Below are 19,628 nucleotides of genomic sequence, written 5' to 3' on the forward strand. Positions count from 1 at the left end.
ACATATAATTTTTTGTCAAAAATAATCAATTGTAAAAATTATAGCTGTAGCGTTTTATTAAAATTAACTTTTAGATTTATGAATGGATTTAACAAAATTAAAGTAATATTTACTTTTTTTCTAACGATATTGTCTTTTTGTGCTTATAGCCAGGCAAATGTTTTTAAAGTAACACTTGATGCTGGACATGGTGATCACGACTTTGGAGCTGTTTACAGCGGACGGATTGAAAAAAATATTGCTTTAGCTATTGTTTTAAAAGTGGGTAAAATCTTAGAGGGAAGTCCGAATGTTAATGTAATATATACTCGTAAAACGGATGTTTTTATCGATTTGGTCGAAAGAGCCAACATCGCAAACAGAGCAAATTCGAATATTTTCGTATCAATTCACTGTAATGCAAATAAAAACACAGCTGCTGACGGAACAGAAACCTATGTAATGGGTTTGAGTAAAGTAGCGTCGAATCTTGAAGCGGCGAAAAAAGAGAACTCTGTAATTACTTTAGAAAAAGATTATAAACGTAAATACGAAGGTTTCGATCCAAATTCACCTGAATCAATGATCGGAATGACTTTAATGCAGGAAGAATATTTAGATAACAGTATTTCTTTGGCCAGTAAAATTGAAGACAATTTTGATAAACTTGGAAAAAAATTGAGACATGGAGGGGTAAAGCAAGCGCCTTTCATGGTACTTCATAAAGCTTATATGCCAAGGGTTTTAGTAGAAACCGGGTTTGTTTCTAATCCGACAGAAGGAAATATTCTAAATTCAGAAGAAGGACAAAATGATATTGCAAAAGCGATTGCCGAAGCAATTTTAAGTTATAAAAGCGAATATTTTGGTTCAGGTATTCCTGAAATAGTAGATTCAAAACCGGCAAAAGATACTTCAACTCCGGTTAGAACCAAAGAAGTCGAAACTCCTGCGGCAGTTAAAAACGCTCCAAAAGGTACATTCTTTAGAGTACAGCTTATTGCCAGTATTAAAAAGACACCATTGGAACCTAAAAATTTTAAAGGACTTAAAAACGTAACTATGCTGTACGAAAATAATATTTATAAATATTTCTATCAGGAAACTTCAAGTTACGATGCTGCCAAAAAATATTTGGAAGAAGCTAAAGATAAAGGATATGGCGCTGCCTTTTTGGTTGCAACCAAAGATGGAGAAAAGATCAGTATTCAAGACGCCATTAAATAATAGCTTCTAGTTCGAATATTTATATTAATTTTGTACAAACACTAAGAATTTTGAAACTAACAAGAGAAATTAAAACGGCTATTTTAGTCATCGCGTCAATTTTATTATTTATTTGGGGCTATAGTTTTTTAAAAGGCAAAGACCTTTTTACAGATTACCAAACATTATATGCAGAATATGATAATGTGGAAGATTTGTCAGCATCAGCTCCCGTTACCATAAACGGACTTACAATTGGTAAAGTAACTAAAATTACAATCAATGAAGTAACAGGGAAATTATTAGTTGAACTTCAATTAAAAACAGATTTTCCAATTTCTAAAACAAGTCAGGCATCTTTATATTCTCCAAGTTTAATTGGAGGAAAACAGATCAAGATTGTTCCTAATTTTGCAGACAAAGAACTGGCAGTTGATGGTCAGACTTTAGCTTCGGTTGTTGAACCGGGACTAAAAGAATCTTTAGGCGGAAAAATTGAGCCAATTCAGGTGAAATTAGAAAAAATGTTGGTTAACATTGATAATCTGGTTTCAGGATTAAACAACGTTTTAGATAAAAAAGGACAAGAAGACCTGAAGAAAACTTTAGCTGAATTGAGTCAGACTATGGAGCAGTTTCATAAAGCTTCAGGAAGCATCAATACTATTTTAGATACCAACAAAGGACAGATTAACGGAGTGGTAAGCAACTTTAATAAAATGTCCAGTAACTTCAATAAAATCTCTGATTCTTTAAACAAGGCAGATTTAGGAAAAACAGTTCGAAACTTAAATCAGACTTTGGCTAAAGTGGATGGTATTATGAGTAATTTGAACTCAGGAAAAGGTACTGCGGGTAAATTATTGAATGATGATGCGTTGTATAATAATCTGGCAAAAACTTCAAAAGAGCTTGAATTATTGTTACAGGATGTTCGTCTTTACCCAACACGTTATGTAAATGTTTCGCTTTTCGGAAAGAAAAACAAACCTTACGTAGCACCAACAGAAGACGCTAACACAACCACTAAAAAATAATCAGAATGAGTTATTTAGATAATATTTTATTCGCTATACTTCTTATAATAGGTTTTGGCTTTTTTGCATCGAGCGTAAAAAAGATCATCCGAAACATTAATTTGGGAGTAGATGTAAATCGAAAAGATAATTCTAAAGCACGTTGGAAAAACATGGCATTGATTGCTCTAGGGCAGTCAAAAATGGTGAGACGCCCTGTAGCTGGAATACTTCATATTTTTGTATATGTAGGTTTTATAATTATCAACATCGAATTACTCGAGATCATTATTGACGGACTTTTTGGAACGCATAGAATTTTTGCGCCTTATTTAGGTGTGGTTTATGATGTTTTAATTGCTTCATTTGAGATATTGGCAATATTGGTAATTTTTGCTGTTACTGTTTTTTGGATTAGAAGAAATGTAATCCGATTAAAGCGTTTTGTGAACAAAGACCTGGACGGATTTCCAAAAAGCGATGCGAATTACATCTTGTATTTCGAAACCGTTTTGATGCTATTGTTTTTATTAATGAATGCTTCCGATCTTCATTTGCAAAATGTTCCTGGAGGGGTTTTTCATAAAGCAGGAAGTTTCCCGATCAGTCAGTTTATAGCGCCAATTTTTAACGGAATGTCGAATGATTTGGTAGTGTTGTTATTTGAAGTGTTTTGGTGGCTGCACATAGCAGGTATTTTAGTTTTCATGAACTATTTATACTTTTCTAAACACCTGCACATTCTTTTGGCTTTCCCAAATACTTATTTTGCGAACTTGAACCCTGAAGGTCAGTTTGATAATTTAGAGTCAGTAACTAAAGAGGTAAAGTTGATGATGGATCCAAATGCAGATCCGTTTGCAGCAGCTCCTGTTGACGAAAATGCTGCTCCTGCAAAATTTGGAGCAAGCGATGTTCAGGATTTGAACTGGGTACAGCTTTTAAATGCTTATACGTGTACGGAATGTGGTCGTTGTACATCATCATGTCCGGCAAATCAAACGGGTAAAAAATTATCTCCTCGTAAAATTATGATGGACACAAGAGACCGTTTGCAGGAAGTTGGTAAAAACATCGATGCAAATAAAGGAGTTTTTGTTCCGGATAATAAAACATTATTGAACGATTATATTACACCTGAAGAATTGTGGGCTTGTACCTCGTGTAACGCCTGTGTAGAAGAATGTCCGGTAAACATCAGTCCGTTGTCTATTATTATGGATATGCGTCGTTATTTGGTGATGGAACAAAGTGCTGCTCCAATGTCACTGAATGCCATGATGACTAATATCGAAAACAATGGAGCACCTTGGCAATATAGCCAGCAGGATCGTTTGAATTGGAAAAACGAAAATTAGAAATAAAAGTTTAAAAGGTTATTGGTTTAACCGTTTAATCGATTTGAATAAAATAGTAAGGTTTTTTAGTAAGGTTACAGCAAAGAGTGCGATTAACCAAATAAACAATTAACCGATTTAACAACAAAAGAAGATGTCAGAAAGTTTAGTAGTGCCAACAATGGCTGAGATGCTAGCCCAGGGAACACAGCCTGAAGTTTTATTTTGGGTAGGTTGCGCAGGGAGTTTTGATGATAGAGCAAAAAAAATTACAAAAGCATTTGTGCGAATTTTAAATCGTACCAATGTATCGTTTGCAGTTTTAGGTACTGAAGAGAGCTGTACCGGAGATCCTGCAAAACGTGCCGGAAATGAGTTCTTGTTTCAAATGCAGGCCATGATGAATATCGAGGTGCTTAATGCTTATGAAGCAAAGAAAATAGTTACTGCTTGTCCGCATTGTTTCAATACTTTAAAAAATGAATATCCGGAATTAGGAGGTCAGTATGATGTTATTCATCATACAGAATTCTTAAAATCATTAATTGATGACGGTAGACTAACCGTAGAAGGAGGTCAGTTTAAAGGAAAGAAAATTACTTTTCATGATCCTTGTTATTTAGGAAGAGCTAACAAAGTATATGAAGCACCAAGAGATTTGATTCAGAAACTGGATGTTGAACTAGTGGAAATGAAGCGCTCAAAAGCAAACGGACTTTGTTGTGGAGCGGGTGGAGCACAAATGTTTAAAGATGCCGAGCCTGGAAATAAAGAAGTGAACGTTTTGCGTACCGAAGATGCTTTGGAAGTACAGCCGGATATTATTGCAGCCGGGTGTCCGTTCTGTAATACCATGTTGACTGATGGTATCAAACATCAGGAAAAAGAAGGACAAGTGAAAGTAATGGATGTTGCGGAGCTAATTGCGAATGCACAGGATCTTTAAAAAAAAGGTTCTGAGTTACTAAGATGCTAAGGCGCTAAGGTTCTGAGTTTTTTAACTTGAAACCTGAAACTTGAAACAAAATAAAACAAAAAGAAAAAATGTATATACCTTTTGAAAATTTACCTGGTGAATCCAGAGTTTGGATTTATCAATCAAACAGAAAGTTTTCTGAGGAAGAATTTTCTGAAATAGAAACCGACCTGAAAACTTTTGTAGAAGGATGGGCGGCACACGGAACAAGTCTGGAGGCTTCGTATCAACTAAAATACAACCGATTCATTATTTTGGCTGTAAATCAGGAAGTACAGGCGGCAACAGGCTGTTCGATCGATAGTTCGGTAGAGTTTATCCAAAGTTTAGAGAAAAAGTACAACGTTGATTTGTTAGACAAAATGAACGTGACTTTTAAACTGGGGGAACATATTGCACATAAACCTTTAATCGATTTCAAGAAAATGGTTAAAGATAAATCAGTTTCCGAGAACACTATTGTTTTTAATAATCTGGTAAACAATATTGAAGAATTCAACGAATCATGGGAAGTTCCTGCTGCCGATAGCTGGCACAGCAGATTTTTCTAAGAGAAATTTATAATATTCGAAAGGTGCAAAATCTAAATTTTGTGCCTTTTTTGTTTTTATAAACCGGACAGGTTTTTGAAACCTGTCCGGTTTGAATAAATAGACTTTTTGTTGTTGTAACCTCTGAGGTTTCAAAAACCTGTAGGGTTTAGAATCGAAAAATCTGAATCTATATATTCACAAAAATCTAACAGTTTAAAAGAGCAACTAAAAGCTATTTTTAAGTACTTTCGTAGTTACTAAACTTAATACATGAAAATAGCAATAGTTTGTTATCCGACATTTGGTGGTAGTGGTGTAGTTGCTACGGAATTAGGCCTTGAATTAGCCAGACGCGGACACGAAATCCACTTTATTACCTATAGTCAGCCAGTTCGGTTGGCACTTTTAAATCCTAATGTTCATTATCACGAAGTAAACGTTCCTGAATATCCTCTTTTTCATTATCAGCCTTATGAATTGGCATTGTCCAGTAAATTGGTTGATATGGTGAAATTGTATAAAATAGAAGTACTTCACGTGCATTATGCCATTCCTCACGCGTATGCGGGTTATATGGCAAAGCAAATGCTGAAAAATGAAGGAATTAATCTTCCAATGATTACCACACTTCACGGAACAGATATTACACTAGTGGGGAATCACCCCTTTTATAAACCTGCGGTGACCTTTAGCATCAATAAATCAGATTATGTGACTTCAGTTTCTCAGAGTTTGAAAGATGATACTTTAAAGCTGTTTAAAATCAAGAATAAAATTAAGGTTATCCCTAATTTTATCGAATTGGATAAAGTTAGAAAAGATCCTCAGGCACCTTGTCATCGTTATGTTATGGCGAAGGAGGACGAGCGCATTATCACGCACATTAGTAACTTTAGAAAAGTGAAAAGAATTCCGGATATTATTAAGATTTTCTATAATATTCAGAAAGAGATTCCGTCTAAACTGATGATGGTAGGTGATGGCCCGGAAAAAGAAAAAGCTGAAGTTTTGTGTATGGAACTTGGTATCTATGACAAAGTTATTTTCTTTGGAAATAGTAACGAGATTGATAAAATTTTATGTTTTACCGATTTGTTCCTGCTTCCATCAGAAACAGAGAGTTTTGGTTTGGCAGCTTTAGAAGCAATGTCAAGCGGAGTTCCTGTGATTTCAAGTAATTCAGGTGGTTTGCCAGAGGTTAATTTTGATGGCTTTTCAGGATATTTGAGCAATGTTGGTAACGTTGAAGAAATGGCTGCCAATGCAATCAAAATACTAAAAGACGACGACGTTTTGAATCAGTTTAAAGCAAATGCATTAGAAGTTGCCCGTAAGTTTGATATCAAAACAATATTGCCTAAATATGAGGCGTTGTATCAAAAAGCGATTGATGATTATAAGCATGAGAAACACGAGAAACAATAATCTTAAAAGTTAACGTAAATGAAAAAAGTAATTTCGGTACTGGTGATTCTGGTTTTAGTTTCTTGCGGGGTTAAGAAAAACTCTGACGGAACCTCTAAAATTTTGTATGAAGTTCTCACAGAACAATCTGACGGAGGAGGAAATATCAAATTTTTTGAAATTCTGACGGAACCGAACGAAATCAAAATGCTGGAAAACGATCCCCATTTGAAAGCAAAAATGAAACAGGACGATATCAGTAATTCAAATTATGTAATCCTGAATATGGGAGAAAAAAATACCGGTGGCTATTCTATTGGTGTTGAAAAAGTAGAAGAAACGGATAAAAATATTATCATCACCGTTAAAGAAAATAATCCCGCTGCAGATGCTATGGTAATGCAGGCTATTACTTATCCGTACACTGTAATCAAAGTACACTCTAAAAAAGAGATTATTGTGAAATAAGTTATGAGTTGTGAGTTGTGAGTTGTGGGGTGTCAGGCTGAGCGAAGTCGAAGCGAGTGTCCGGCTGAGCGAAGTCGAAGCCCCTATGTGCAAAGCTTCGACTTCGCTCAGCCTGACACTCATTTTCAATGTAAACATAAAAAAACCTGTCGCATTAAAAACGACAGGTTTCTTTTTATAATTATTTTTGTCTTTAATTAGAATCTGAATTTTACTCCTAAGCCTACGTCAAATCCAAAATTGTCATCGTCATAATATCCGGAACCAACTTCAGGTCTCGCGTCTAATGATAAAGTAATTGGTGCTTCTTTAAATCTGTATTCTATACCAATATCTCCCGCAGCAAAAACATACGTTCCGTTATCTTTGTATCTGTTGTTGTTGGTGTAATAGTCGTGATTCCAGGTTGCAAGTCCACCTCCAACACCGGCATACCAGTTGAAACCGCCATCAATATTCCAAACCCATTGATAAAGCGCTACACCTTTAATGGCATCAACGTTACTGCTGTTTCTCCATCCTAAATCAAATTCCAGTCTGTTTTTTTGGTTTAATCCTAACTGATAAGATACTTCTCCGCCAAAACCGTTATTATCTCCTAAACGGATACCCAGGGCATGTTTCGAAATTTCTTGTGATTGTGCCGTAAACGCTAAGCCTAATAGCATTAGGGCAGATAAAATGATTTTTTTCATAAAAAATGGTTATTAATTTTTGCCAAATTTAATCCTCACTATAATTTTGAAACGTATAGGATTATTAAAAATTGTTATATAATTCACATTTTTAGAAAGCAAGAAAGCAGGTTTAAAGTAGTTTTATTTGCGATAGGCAGTGTGTTTAGAGGTTTATTTGTTTAGAATAATAGTAGAAATTAATTGAGAGCTTAACGTGTCCTCCATTTCAAAGAGATTTTCTTCTTCGGTAAAATTACTTTCGGCATAAGAGTATAATTTCCATCGCTTTTTATGGTATTCCAATGCGGTAAGATTTTCCACCCAATCTCCCGAATTAAGGTATAAAGTCGAGCCGTGTTTGTTTTCTTTGGTAACGATTTTCGGTTCGTGTATGTGTCCGCAGATGACGTAATCGTATTTTTTTTCAATAGCCAGATCAGTAGCAGTAGTTTCAAAATCAGAGATAAATTTAACGGCTTTTTTCACGCTGGCTTTTATCTTTTTAGAGAAGGAGTAAGGTTCTCGTCCTAGTTTTGCAAGGCACCAGTTGGCAAATCGATTGCTTAGAATTAAGTAATCGTATCCTAATCCGCCCAGTTTTGCAATCCATTTGGAGTGTTGAACAGAAGCATCAAAGACATCTCCGTGAAAAATCCATGCTTTTTTATCGTCCAGTTCCAAAACTAATTTATCGACCAGTGCAAAATTCCCCATGTTCATATCGCTGAATTTCCGAAGAATTTCATCATGGTTTCCGGTGATGTAATATACTTTTGTGCCTTTAGATGCCATGCCGATAATACGCTGAATGACTCTTAAATGTGCTTTTGGAAAGTATGATTTTCTAAATTGCCAGGCATCAATAATGTCACCGTTCAGGACTAAAGTTTTAGGCTTTATGCTTGATAAGTAGTTGTTTAGTTCTTTGGCGTGACTTCCGTAAGTTCCTAAATGGACATCTGATATAATGACCAATTCAACATTTCGTTTTTTCAATTTTTCTTTTTTTGAAGTTTAACAAATGAAAGAAACTCTTGTGAGATAAATTTTATGAAATGGTTATCAATTTGGCTGCAATTTTAATAAATTGTGATTTTTAATCACCTTAACCTTTGCTTAATAATACCAATTTTAAATTTTTTAATTTAATTCATAAAACTTACATTTGCTCAAAACTAATTACAATGGCAGGAAATAGCTACGGCAATTTATATAAAGTTACAACATTTGGAGAATCTCATGGTGAAGCTTTAGGCGGAATTATAGATGGTTGTCCATCAGGAATTGAACTTGATTTAGATGCAATTGAAGTTGAAATGTCCAGAAGAAAGCCCGGACAGTCGGCAATTGTAACACAACGTAAAGAACCGGATGCAGTTCAGTTTTTATCTGGTATTTTTGAAGGTAAAACGACTGGAACGCCTATTGGATTTATTATTCCGAATACCAATCAAAAATCAGACGATTACTCCCATATAAAAGACAATTACAGACCTAGTCATGCTGATTACGTATACGATCAGAAGTATGGTTTTCGAGACTATCGCGGTGGTGGAAGAAGCTCTGCCAGAGAAACGGCAAGCAGAGTAGTTGCGGGGGCGATAGCAAAACAAATGCTTCCTGAAATAAAAATTAATGCCTACGTTTCGTCGGTTGGTCCAATTCATTTAGATACACCTTATCAGGATTTGGATTTTTCTAAAATAGAGAGCAATCCTGTTCGTTGTCCGGATGAAAAATCGGCAGCGATTATGGAAGAATATATTCGTGATATCCGCAAACAAGGAGATACCGTTGGAGGAGTAGTTTCTTGTGTCATTCAAAATGTTCCGGTTGGATTAGGAGAACCGGTTTTTGATAAGCTGCATGCTGAATTAGGAAAAGCCATGCTTTCGATCAATGCCGTAAAAGGTTTTGAATACGGAAGCGGATTTTCAGGTTCTGAAATGAAAGGAAGTGAACATAATGATTTATATAATCCTGACGGAACTACAAAAACAAATCTTTCGGGAGGAATACAGGGTGGAATAAGCAACGGAATGGATATTTATTTCAGAGTAGCCTTCAAACCTGTTGCGACTATCATGCAGACTCAGGATTCATTAGACAATAAAGGAAATATTACACCAATGACCGGTAAAGGCCGCCATGATCCGTGTGTAGTGCCTCGCGCAGTGCCAATTGTTGAGGCAATGGCTGCGATTGTTTTGGCTGATTTTTATTTGATCAACAAAACGTATTTATAAAAGTTAAGACAGTGAGGGTTTTAACATTTTAATTTAAAACAAACAAATTAATGCAAGAAGTTACAGAAACTAAAAAGAAATCTTTTCTTAAAGGATTAACAGGGCAGATTATTATTGCAATGGTTCTTGGAGCCACTTTGGGAATAATTTTGCACAATTCGATTTCGCCTGAGGCAGCACAATCTTTTAGTAATAAAATAAAAATGCTTGCAACGATCTTTATCAGATTGGTGCAGATGATTATTTCTCCGTTAGTATTTACCACTTTAGTTGTAGGTATTGCAAAACTTGGAGATATTAAAACTGTGGGAAGAATTGGAGGAAAAGCCCTTGGATGGTTTTTTACTGCTTCTTTTATCTCTTTATTGATTGGATTGTTTTATGTGAACATTCTGGAGCCGGGCGTAGGTTTAAAACTGGATCACGTTGATATGGCTGCAGCTTCGGAAGTAACTGCTAAAACAAAAACATTATCTGTTGAAAATTTTGTAGAACACATTGTACCTAAAAGTATTTTTGAAGCAATGGCAACCAATGAAATTTTACAGATTGTTGTATTTTCAATCTTCTTCGGGTTAGCTGGTGCCTCTTTGGGCAGTACAGTAAAACCAGTAATCAATGCTTTAGATAAGACTTCGCATATCGTTTTAAAAATGGTGAACTATGTTATGAACTTCGCTCCAATTGGAGTTTTCGGAGCCATTGCGGGAGTATTCGCTATTAGAGATGCCGAAGAGTTGGTAATTACCTATTTTAAATTCTTCGGATCGTTTTTAGTTGGAATTGGTACTTTATGGGTGGTTTTAGTTGCGGTAGGTTATCTTTTTCTGAAAGGAAGAATGACAGAGCTTTTAAGACGTATTACAGGGCCTTTGGCGATCGCTTTCGGTACAACGAGTAGTGAAGCTGTTTTTCCAAAATTAACGGAGGAATTGGAAGATTTTGGTGTAAAAGACAAAATTGTAGCCTTTATGTTGCCGCTTGGATATTCGTTTAACCTCGACGGAAGTATGATGTACATGACTTTTGCCAGTATTTTTATTGCTCAGTTTTATGGAGTACATCTGGATTTAGGGACTCAAATGGTGATGCTTTTAGTTTTAATGTTGACAAGTAAAGGTATTGCAGGTGTACCAAGAGCCAGTTTGGTTGTAGTTGCTGCAACTTGCGGTATGTTTGATATACCGGTTGAAGGAATTGCATTAATCTTACCAATCGATCACTTTTGTGATATGTTCAGAAGTGCTACAAACGTTTTAGGAAATGCTTTGGCAACATCAGTTGTGGGGCAATGGGAGGATGATAAAGATTCTGAAATTGCTTCCGAAAACTTATAATTATTTTTATTCAGGTAGGAAAAGACTTTGAAAACTTTTAAAGTCCAAATAAAAAAGAAGCTGTATTTTTAATAGAAATACAGCTTTTTTTTATTTTTGATGTATATTTGGTCAAATTAGCCTGTTTATGCCCCGAATACGGATTCTTTTGCTGCTACTGCTGGTATGTCTGAATTGTTTTGCCAATTCAGCCATTGTGCAATCTGAAACGGTGCCGGAGGCAAAGATTAATAAACTTGTAGAGGAAGCCTGGGGAGACTACAGGAAATCAAATTTTGAAAAGTCACTCATCACCTCGCGAATAGCATTAAACTATGCTACAGCTGCTAAGAATAATAATTTAATAGCAAAATCGTATAAAATAATTGCCGGGAATTACAATGAATTGTCGGAATTTGATAAAGCTATTTTTTTCTATAAAAAAGGATTGTTTTACGCCGGTAAAACCAATAACGATTCCTTAAAATACAGTCTTCATAATAATCTTGGTAATATTTATTGTTTCGAGAAAAAACAGTTCAACCGGGGAATTAATTATTACAAAAAATCCATAGCCTACAGTTTAAAATTAAACGAGATGGGGCAAGTATATTTTACAAATGTAAATATTGCCTGGGCTTATTTTGATATAGGAAAATTTAAAGAAGGATATCCGTTTCTAAAATTTGTAAACAGCAATAAGAGTAAATATGGTGACGAGTCTACAGAGATCGTTGTAAACATGCTAAACGGGATGTATTATAGTTACCATAATGATTATGAGTTGGCCAATGTTTTCTTTCTTAAAGCAATTCAGGCGGGTAAAAACAGTGACGAGCGATCGGATTTGTCATATTCACATCAGGAATATTCTAAGTTTTTAAATAAGATAGGGAAGTATGAAGAGGCTTATGTGAATCTGGCTTCATATAATAAAATAACGGAAGAATTGTACAATGAGGAAAAACTCAAAAAAGCCTCTATTGCCGGTTTTAATTTAGAATTAGACGAATACAAAAGGCAGATTGATAAGATAGAAAGTGAGAAAGATTCACAGTATCAAAGTCTTAAAAAGTCAAGGATTATTGTGATTTTATTTGTTCTGATTTCGCTGATTCTTTTGGTTCTCATTATCACTCTGATTAAAAACATCAGGTTTAAGAAAAAACACAATGCAGAGCTTTTAGAAGCCAAAGAAATTGCAGAGGAAGCCTCACTTCTTAAAAGTCAATTTATTTCGACTATAAGCCATGAATTGCGTACACCATTGTACGGTGTGGTTGGAATCACCAATATGCTGCTGGAAGAACACAAAGAACTGTCCAGAAGTCAGCATTTGAGTTCGTTGAAATTTTCGGCCCGTTATTTATTATCCTTGGTAAATGACATTCTTCAGATTAATAAAATTGAGGAGAATAAAGTGGTATTGGAGAATTTGACATTCAATATTTCCGATGAGATCATGATGATTAAGAATTCGCTGTCTTTTTTATCGCAAAAAAACAATGATAAAATCACGGTTTCTATTGATCCCTGCATTCCCGAGTACCTTATTGGAGATAAGTTGCGACTTGCTCAGATTTTAATGAATCTGGTGAGTAATGCGCTTAAATTTACAAAAGATGGTGAAGTTGAAATTATCGTAAAACTTAATCGCTTTGAAGGAAAGATGTATTTTCTGGATTTTTGGGTAAAAGATAACGGGGTGGGAATCGCAGCTGTAGACCAGGATAAAATTTTTGAGAAATTTGTACAGGTTGGAAGAAAAGATGAAGATTATCAGGGAACTGGCTTAGGATTGAGTATTGTAAAACGATTGTTGGGGCTTTTTGGCAGCACAATTGATTTGAAAAGTGAAGTAGGCTTTGGGACTTCATTTTCATTTACCATTCCGTTTGAATTCGATCCTCAAAAAACAAAACTGATTATTGAAGAAATAGAGGTTGATCTGAGTTCAAATGAGGTGTTTAAGATTCTAATTGTAGAAGATAATCTCATCAATCAGCTGGTCACGAAAAAAATCATCGAAAAACACAATTATGTCTGCAAAGTTGTTGATGATGGTTTTGCGGCTTTAAAAATGTTGGAGAGCGAAAATTTCGACCTGATTTTAATGGATATCAACATGCCTTTGATGAATGGTTTTGAAACTACGAGAAGGATTCGTTCAAAAGGGCTTAAAACTCCTATTATAGCGCTTACTGCTTTTGATAAAGACGAGATTACAGATGAAGCGATTTCTTCAGGAATAAATGATATTATTATCAAGCCGTTTGAACCGGTACGCCTTTTTAAGATAATGAATTACTTAATATTGGAAACGAAAAACGCCGGTTAATACCAGCGTTTTTTATTTTGTTTAGAAGCATTTGATTTTCTCGATTTATGAGCACCACCGCTTCGGTTTGAGTTTTTAGGTTTTTCATCCGTTGCTCCCGGGCTTCCTGAGTGCCATGGGTAAGGATGATCGGTAATGGTTTTTACCTCTACTTTTATAAGTTTCTGAATGTCTTTCCAGTAAGGCTGTTCGTCTTTACCACAAAAAGAAATAGCAATTCCGCCATTTCCGGCACGCCCCGTACGTCCAATCCTATGCACATAAGTCTCCGGAATGTTGGGTAAATCAAAATTGATAACAAAAGGCAATTGGTCAATATCGATTCCTCTTGCAGCAATATCGGTCGCAACAAGAACGCCAACTTCTTTGTTTTTAAACGCATCTAAAACACGCTGTCTGGCATTTTGAGATTTATCTCCGTGAATAGCCTCGGCAGGAATGTCTTTTTTACGAAGCGCTTTTACCACATTGTCAGCACCATGTTTGGTTCTTGAAAAAACCAGAACATTAGACAGATTTTCATTTTTGATTAAATGATACAATAAATTTCTTTTCTCTGTTTTTTCTACAAAGTAAATGCGCTGCTCAACCGTTTCTGCCGTTGATGAAACAGGTGAAACTTCTACCTTTTCGGGATCTTTCAAAAACATTTCAGCCAGTTCGCGGATAGCAATCGGCATAGTAGCAGAGAATAATAGAGTCTGTCTGTTTTTAGGAGTCAGTTTTACAATTTTTTTGACATCATTGATAAAACCCATGTCCAGCATTTGGTCAGCTTCATCCAGAACTAAAGTGTGTAAATGATCGAGATCCAGGAATCCCTGTTTGTGTAAATCAAGCAAACGGCCCGGGGTTGCAACTAAAATGTCAACTCCATTTTTTAAAGCGTCTACCTGAGGATTTTGTGAAACCCCTCCAAAAATGGTCAATTGTGTTAAGTTGGTATATTTGGCATAAGTGTCAAAACTTTGGCCAATTTGAACCGCTAATTCACGTGTAGGAGTAACTATAAGAGCACGGACTTGTTTGGCCTTTTTAGAAGAACCAACAATTCGGTGTAATTGATGTATGATTGGAATAGCAAATGCTGCTGTTTTTCCGGTACCGGTTTGTGCACAGCCAATTAAATCTCTTCCTGACAAAACGATCGGGATCGATTGTTCCTGAATAGGAGTAGGATTTAAGTAACCTTCTTCAAATACGGCTTTTTGTATACTTTTTGAGAGTGACAGATCTTCGAATAACATATCTTGACTTATTAAGAATTTAGTTTTAAGTACTAAAATTCAGTGCAAAGATAGGTTTATTCGTTTAATCCTTTATTTGAATATCGCTTTATTTGGCAAACGCCTATTTTTTTGATTAGTAAAGTTTCTGTTGTGATTAGATTTTTTCGTTATTCGCTTTAATAAAATCTGTTACTAAATAGCCTATTAGCTTGCCAATTAAATTGTTGTTCGGAGAATCGGCCAGATCCGGCGCGCCTTCACAAATATGCAGATACGTCGCATTTTTATGTTGTCCGAAAAAGGAAATAAACTGACGTACTTGTTCTACCGAAAAACCGCTGATGGTCATCGCGCTGCTGGCAATGTTCGGAAGAGCATCCAAATCGATTTCGATTCCGAAAGAATCTGTTCTGATGAATTCTAAAGCCAGAGCCATTTCTCTGTCGAAATCTTTTTCCCTGCGAATGCTGACGCTGTCGTACGTATTATAGCGAACGCGGTCTTCCAGTTTTTTGATGATGTCTAAAACACTTTTAGAAGTATAGTTTTCATGCAGACCAAAAATGAAGTATTTTTTTAAGAAACCTTCTTCATAGGCATACGAAAAACCGTTGCCGCTATGACGTCCTTCAAGGATTCTAAAATCAGAATGCGCATCGAAATTGATAGCGTTAATTGGTTTTCCCTTGGCCAAAGCAGATCCTTTTATATTTCCGTAAGCATTGTTATGTCCGCCTCCAATAATAATAGGTGTTTTTCCTGCTTTTATAAGAGTAAAGATAATGTGTGAAACTTCTTTGTCTATTTTTTCGACTAATTGACTAAGTTTTGACCGGTCGTCGATATCGTTGAAATCAAGATTTTCAACATCGCGCATTTCCGCAGCAACGTCCAATTGTCCTAAAACAATAATCTGACTGCCTTTAGAAAAACGATTGTGCTGAATGTTAGCAATGCTTTTCATAGCGCTTTCCCATGCCGATGCTGCTCCCGGTCTGCCGTAATTGGCACGTACGCCAATATCTTCCGGAATTCCGAAAAGGACATATTTAGCTTCGCTCTCTTTTAGAAACTGAATCTTATCAACTCCTTTAGGGATGACGATCATTTTCTCTCCGAATTTTATTTCACCACTTCTGTGATTGGTAATTTTTGCTAAATCGTTAACAGTAAAAGGAATTAGTTTCTCCATGAAAAAAAAAATTTTTCAAAAATACTATAATTGTAGAAACTTACGTTAATACCTTTATATTAATTCTTAAATTTGTTTTAAAGAAAATTTTTTAAATATGGAAAACCCAAAGAACAACAACTCAAGTCTAAAGGCGGTAATCGCAGTTTTAGCAGTCCTACTGATTGGTAGCTTAGTGTATATTTTTAAATTATCATCTGATACAGATGTAGTTAAGACTGAACTTACAACGACAATGACAGAAAAAGAATCTGTTATGAAAGATTTACAGGAGTTAAAAGCAACTTACGATGCTGCAATTGCTGAGAATACTTCAATGTCTGATGAGTTAATTCAGGAAAGAGATAAAGTAGTCGCTCTAATGGATGATTTAAATAAATCTAAAGGAGATGTATCTAAGTACAGATCACAAGTTCAGGCAATGCAAGGTAAAATGAAAACTTTAGTTGCTGAAAACGATGAGTTGAAAAAACAAAATGGTGTTTTAACAGTTCAAAGAGACAGTACAATTGTAGTTTTAGGAGAGTCTAAGAAATACAATGAAGTTTTGGTTGGTCAAAACGAAGAATTGGCTAAAACAGTTGAAAAAGGAGCTAAATTATCAGTATTGAATACTAAAACTATTGCTTACAAAGTAAGAAGTTCCGGTAAACAAATTGAAACTGATAAAGCAAGCCGTGCTGATGTATTGAAAGTAAGCTTTACAATTGCTGAAAATCAAATCGCAAAATCAGGAGATAAAACGTACTATGTTCAGGTTATTGATTCTAAAAACAATGTTTTAGGAGAAAAGAGAACAGAAAGTTTTGGAGACAATACTTTAACGTACAGTTTTAAAACTACTGTTAAATATGAAAATAAAACAGTAAACGTTTCAGAGGATTTAATTGGTAAAGATTTCGAAAAAGGAACTTACTTTATTAACGTTTTTGACAATGACGAATTAGTTTCTAAAACTAGTTTCACTTTAAGATAATACGCCGTCTAGGACAAATACCACTAAAAGTAAAAAAGGTCTGTGATTTTTCACAGACCTTTTTTTTATGTTTTACTATTTTAGAATTTTTCCTTCCAAAAAAACACTTTCGATAAGATTGCTTCCAAAAGCGTAAGGAATCTGATAGTAAGAGGAAACGGGTTTTGTAAGGATCAGATTGGCTTTTTTACCTTTGGTGATACTTCCGTGTGTTTCAGAAATTCCCATCGCGTACGCGCCATTTATGGTAGCAGCATTTATAGCTTCTTCAGGAGTCATTTTCATTTTAATACAAGCCGTTGCAATCACGAAATTCATGTTTCCGGATGGAGTAGAACCGGGGTTAAAGTCTGTAGCCAGGGCAATTGGCAGGCCTGCTTTTATCATTTCACGAGCCGGAGTGTAAGGAATACTTAAAAAATAAGAACAGGACGGTAACGCAACAGGCATTGTTTCTGTGTTTTTTAAAGCCTCAATGTCTTCCGGGTTCATAATTTCAAGATGATCCACTGAAAGGGCGTTGTATTTGATTCCGGCCTGTATTCCGCCAATAGAATTGAATTGGTTGACATGAATTTTTGGTTTCAGTCCATATTGTATTCCGGCTTCCATGATTTTTTCTGTTTCTTCAACAGAGAAATAACCAGTTTCACAAAAGGCATCCACATAATCGGCCAGTTTGTTTTGGGCAATCTCAGGCAGCATTTTAGTGGTGATTTCATCAATATAACCCGCTTTGTTTTCTTTGTAATGCAAAGGGAAGGCGTGTGCTCCTAAAAACGTTGCTTTTATGGCAATGGGATAATTCTGGGCTAATTTTTGAATTACGCGAAGCATTTTAAGTTCACCCTCGATAGTTAGTCCGTACCCTGATTTAATTTCTACAGCTCCGGTTCCCAAATGCATGACTTCTTCTAAACGAAGTTTCGACTGCTCGTAGATTTCTTCTTCAGTAGTTTCATTGAGTTTTTTAGCCGAATTTAGAATACCACCGCCACGATTGGCAATTTCTTCATATGAAAACCCATTGATACGGTCTACAAATTCCTGCTCGCGATTTCCTGCGTATACAATGTGTGTATGACTGTCGCACCAGGTAGGCAATATAACTCGTCCTGTCGCATCGATTGTCAGATCGGCATTGGTTTCTGGAAGATTTTCCATCAGGCCGTAATCCTGAATAAGATCGTCTTTTAGAATTAAATAGGCATTTTTCAGTGTCGGAAGTATGGCCATTTCTGTTCCTGATACTTTGGCTATTGAAGTTTCGCGAACCTGAAGCAGTTCTTTTATGTTGGTTATAAGAGTTGTCATTATTTTGAGGTATAAAGTAAAAAGCACAAATTTCACAATTATCACACAATAGATTAGTGAAATTAGTGAAATCTGTGTTTGAAAATTTGTTCTTAATTGTCTTATTCTGAAACGGTTATTTCGAACATTTTGCTCCAGTTTTTACCGGTAACAAAAATAGTTTTAGTTTTTGGGTTGTAAGCAATTCCGTTTAAAACATCATCTTTAGTTACATCAGTCATAAGTTTGCGTAATCCTGACATGTCTAAAATTCCTTCAACGGCTCCGGAAGTAGGGTTTACAACAGCAATAGCGTCCTTAAACCAGACGTTGGTATAGATTTTTCCGTTAATCCACTCCAATTCATTAATGGCTTTAATTTTTGAAGTTCCTGAGTATACGTTGATATAATCTATCATTTTTTGCGTTGCAGGATCCATTTTCCAGATTTTTTCGGTTTTGTCCGTTTGATAAATGTATTTCCCGTCATTCGTCATTCCCCAGCCTTCGATATCTTTCTCGTAAGTAAAGGTTTTTTCTAGTTTTAAAGTGTTGGCATTGTAGATGAAACCTGTTTTGTTTTGCCAGGTCAGCTGAAATAATTTGCCGTTGATGAACGTAATTCCTTCACCAAAGTATTTTTTATCTAAGTCAATTTGCTTGAAAACTTTTCCGGTTTTATAATCGTATTTTCTTAAGTAAGAAGCTCCTTCCTGACCGGTGCTTTCGTATAAAGTGTCTTTGTAGAACTCTAATCCTTCAGTAAAAGATTGTTTGTCGTGCGGATAGGTGTTGATTATTTTATATTTTAATAATTTAGGTTCGATATTAGAAACCAGTTCCACACGTTTAGTAGCATCTGAGGAATCTGAACCAAAATAAACGGTAGCTTTTAGGTACTGATACCCTAATCTTTGTTCTTTTAATTCAAATTTGAATTTTTCCGCACCTTTAGTGCTTCCCACTTTTTTATCGTTTACAAAGTAAGCAATGCTGTCGATTTCTTTCGAATTTGGGTTCAAAACACCGATCGAAATGGCTTCCTGAGGTAAAAAATGTGCCGGAAAAGCCGAATCATCGATAGTAAACAAAGAATTTTCACCTTTTTTTGTATCTCCACATCCAATTAATGTGATTCCTAATAAAATGACAGTTAGGAAGTTATAATTTTTCATAGTTTAAAATTTGAATAAGCCAATATACGATGATATTTTTATAGCAACAAAGCTCTTGCAAAAATATAAAAAGATTGTATATTTGCACCGGCAAGTCCTACACGACCAGCTCCTGCAGACTCCCCCAGGATGGGAACATAGCAAGGGTACGTGGTTGAGCGGTGCGATGTAGGTCGCTTGCCATTTTTTTTTTTTTTTTTTAGTTCCCGATCTTTCGGGATTTTTTTTAGAATTAATTTAAAAGTAGTCTTCCTTATGGAGGATTTT

The 19,628-nt window shown here is 35.5% G+C and carries 17 protein-coding genes and 1 other RNA gene; 12 read left to right on the forward strand and 6 right to left on the reverse strand.

Annotated elements, in window-relative coordinates; genetic code table 11:
* The first annotated feature begins 78 nt into the window (after nt 1–78).
* From B0A80_RS08130 to B0A80_RS08160, 7 genes are all read left to right on the forward strand, one after another.
* Complete coding sequence (locus B0A80_RS08130) at nt 79–1,206, forward strand: N-acetylmuramoyl-L-alanine amidase family protein (RefSeq protein ID WP_089076969.1); 1,128 nt, start codon at nt 79–81, stop codon at nt 1,204–1,206.
* A 50-nt stretch (nt 1,207–1,256) separates the two neighbouring features.
* Nucleotides 1,257–2,222 (forward strand): MlaD family protein, encoded by a 966-nt coding sequence (locus B0A80_RS08135; protein WP_017497655.1) that lies wholly within the window; start codon nt 1,257–1,259, stop codon nt 2,220–2,222.
* Nucleotides 2,223–2,227: 5 nt separating this feature from the next.
* Nucleotides 2,228–3,559: a (Fe-S)-binding protein gene (locus B0A80_RS08140; RefSeq protein WP_026110112.1), complete on the forward strand. Its 1,332-nt coding sequence runs from the start codon at nt 2,228–2,230 to the stop codon at nt 3,557–3,559.
* Nucleotides 3,560–3,692: 133 nt separating this feature from the next.
* On the forward strand, nt 3,693–4,484 hold the full coding sequence (locus B0A80_RS08145) for a (Fe-S)-binding protein (protein WP_017497653.1): 792 nt from the start codon (nt 3,693–3,695) through the stop codon (nt 4,482–4,484).
* A 98-nt stretch (nt 4,485–4,582) separates the two neighbouring features.
* Nucleotides 4,583–5,065 (forward strand): ABC transporter ATPase, encoded by a 483-nt coding sequence (locus B0A80_RS08150; protein ID WP_089076970.1) that lies wholly within the window; start codon nt 4,583–4,585, stop codon nt 5,063–5,065.
* A gap of 252 nt (nt 5,066–5,317) precedes the next feature.
* A complete protein-coding gene (gene bshA, locus B0A80_RS08155; protein ID WP_017497651.1) occupies nt 5,318–6,472 on the forward strand; it encodes an N-acetyl-alpha-D-glucosaminyl L-malate synthase BshA in 1,155 nt (384 codons plus the stop codon).
* 18 nt (nt 6,473–6,490) lie between these two features.
* The gene (locus tag B0A80_RS08160; protein WP_089076971.1) at nt 6,491–6,919 is read left to right on the forward strand and encodes a protease complex subunit PrcB family protein; all 429 of its coding nucleotides are present in this window, start codon (nt 6,491–6,493) and stop codon (nt 6,917–6,919) included.
* Nucleotides 6,920–7,116: 197 nt separating this feature from the next.
* Here B0A80_RS08160 and B0A80_RS08165 read toward each other — a convergent pair whose 3' ends face one another.
* Nucleotides 7,117–7,614 carry a hypothetical protein gene (locus B0A80_RS08165; RefSeq protein WP_070908883.1) on the reverse strand — a complete coding sequence of 166 codons (498 nt, stop codon included), beginning with the start codon at nt 7,612–7,614 and terminating at the stop codon, nt 7,117–7,119.
* Between the two features lie 153 nt (nt 7,615–7,767).
* Nucleotides 7,768–8,592: a UDP-2,3-diacylglucosamine diphosphatase gene (locus tag B0A80_RS08170; protein ID WP_017497648.1), complete on the reverse strand. Its 825-nt coding sequence runs from the start codon at nt 8,590–8,592 to the stop codon at nt 7,768–7,770.
* A 188-nt stretch (nt 8,593–8,780) separates the two neighbouring features.
* Here B0A80_RS08170 and aroC point away from each other — a divergent pair, with 188 nt between their 5' ends.
* The 3 genes from aroC to B0A80_RS08185 all read left to right on the forward strand — a co-directional run bounded on the left by aroC (nt 8,781) and on the right by B0A80_RS08185 (nt 13,496).
* Complete coding sequence (aroC, locus tag B0A80_RS08175; RefSeq protein WP_017497647.1) at nt 8,781–9,842, forward strand: chorismate synthase; 1,062 nt, start codon at nt 8,781–8,783, stop codon at nt 9,840–9,842.
* A 50-nt stretch (nt 9,843–9,892) separates the two neighbouring features.
* A complete protein-coding gene (locus B0A80_RS08180; RefSeq protein WP_017497646.1) occupies nt 9,893–11,179 on the forward strand; it encodes a dicarboxylate/amino acid:cation symporter in 1,287 nt (428 codons plus the stop codon).
* Between the two features lie 127 nt (nt 11,180–11,306).
* Nucleotides 11,307–13,496 (forward strand): response regulator, encoded by a 2,190-nt coding sequence (locus tag B0A80_RS08185; RefSeq protein ID WP_165769234.1) that lies wholly within the window; start codon nt 11,307–11,309, stop codon nt 13,494–13,496.
* Here B0A80_RS08185 and B0A80_RS08190 read toward each other — a convergent pair.
* Nucleotides 13,493–14,743 (reverse strand): DEAD/DEAH box helicase, encoded by a 1,251-nt coding sequence (locus tag B0A80_RS08190; protein ID WP_017497644.1) that lies wholly within the window; start codon nt 14,741–14,743, stop codon nt 13,493–13,495. The genes B0A80_RS08185 and B0A80_RS08190 overlap by 4 nt on opposite strands.
* 136 nt (nt 14,744–14,879) lie before the next feature.
* Nucleotides 14,880–15,917: a formimidoylglutamase gene (locus B0A80_RS08195; RefSeq protein WP_017497643.1), complete on the reverse strand. Its 1,038-nt coding sequence runs from the start codon at nt 15,915–15,917 to the stop codon at nt 14,880–14,882.
* Between the two features lie 97 nt (nt 15,918–16,014).
* Between B0A80_RS08195 and B0A80_RS08200 the strand changes: the two genes are divergently transcribed.
* Nucleotides 16,015–16,893 (forward strand): hypothetical protein, encoded by an 879-nt coding sequence (locus B0A80_RS08200; RefSeq protein ID WP_017497642.1) that lies wholly within the window; start codon nt 16,015–16,017, stop codon nt 16,891–16,893.
* Nucleotides 16,894–16,968: 75 nt separating this feature from the next.
* On the opposite strand, the gene hutI is transcribed toward B0A80_RS08200, so the two are convergent.
* Together hutI and B0A80_RS08210 are read right to left on the reverse strand one after the other, a co-directional pair.
* Nucleotides 16,969–18,207, reverse strand: coding sequence for an imidazolonepropionase (hutI, locus tag B0A80_RS08205; protein ID WP_089076972.1), 1,239 nt, complete (start codon nt 18,205–18,207; stop codon nt 16,969–16,971).
* Between the two features lie 101 nt (nt 18,208–18,308).
* The gene (locus B0A80_RS08210; protein WP_089076973.1) at nt 18,309–19,361 is read right to left on the reverse strand and encodes a glutaminyl-peptide cyclotransferase; all 1,053 of its coding nucleotides are present in this window, start codon (nt 19,359–19,361) and stop codon (nt 18,309–18,311) included.
* Nucleotides 19,362–19,449: 88 nt separating this feature from the next.
* Between B0A80_RS08210 and ffs the strand changes: the two genes are divergently transcribed.
* Nucleotides 19,450–19,547: signal recognition particle sRNA small type (gene ffs / locus B0A80_RS08215), an RNA gene on the forward strand.
* Nucleotides 19,548–19,628 lie beyond the last annotated feature (81 nt).

The sequence above is a fragment of the Flavobacterium tructae genome, from assembly GCF_002217475.1.
Taxonomy (GTDB): domain Bacteria; phylum Bacteroidota; class Bacteroidia; order Flavobacteriales; family Flavobacteriaceae; genus Flavobacterium; species Flavobacterium tructae.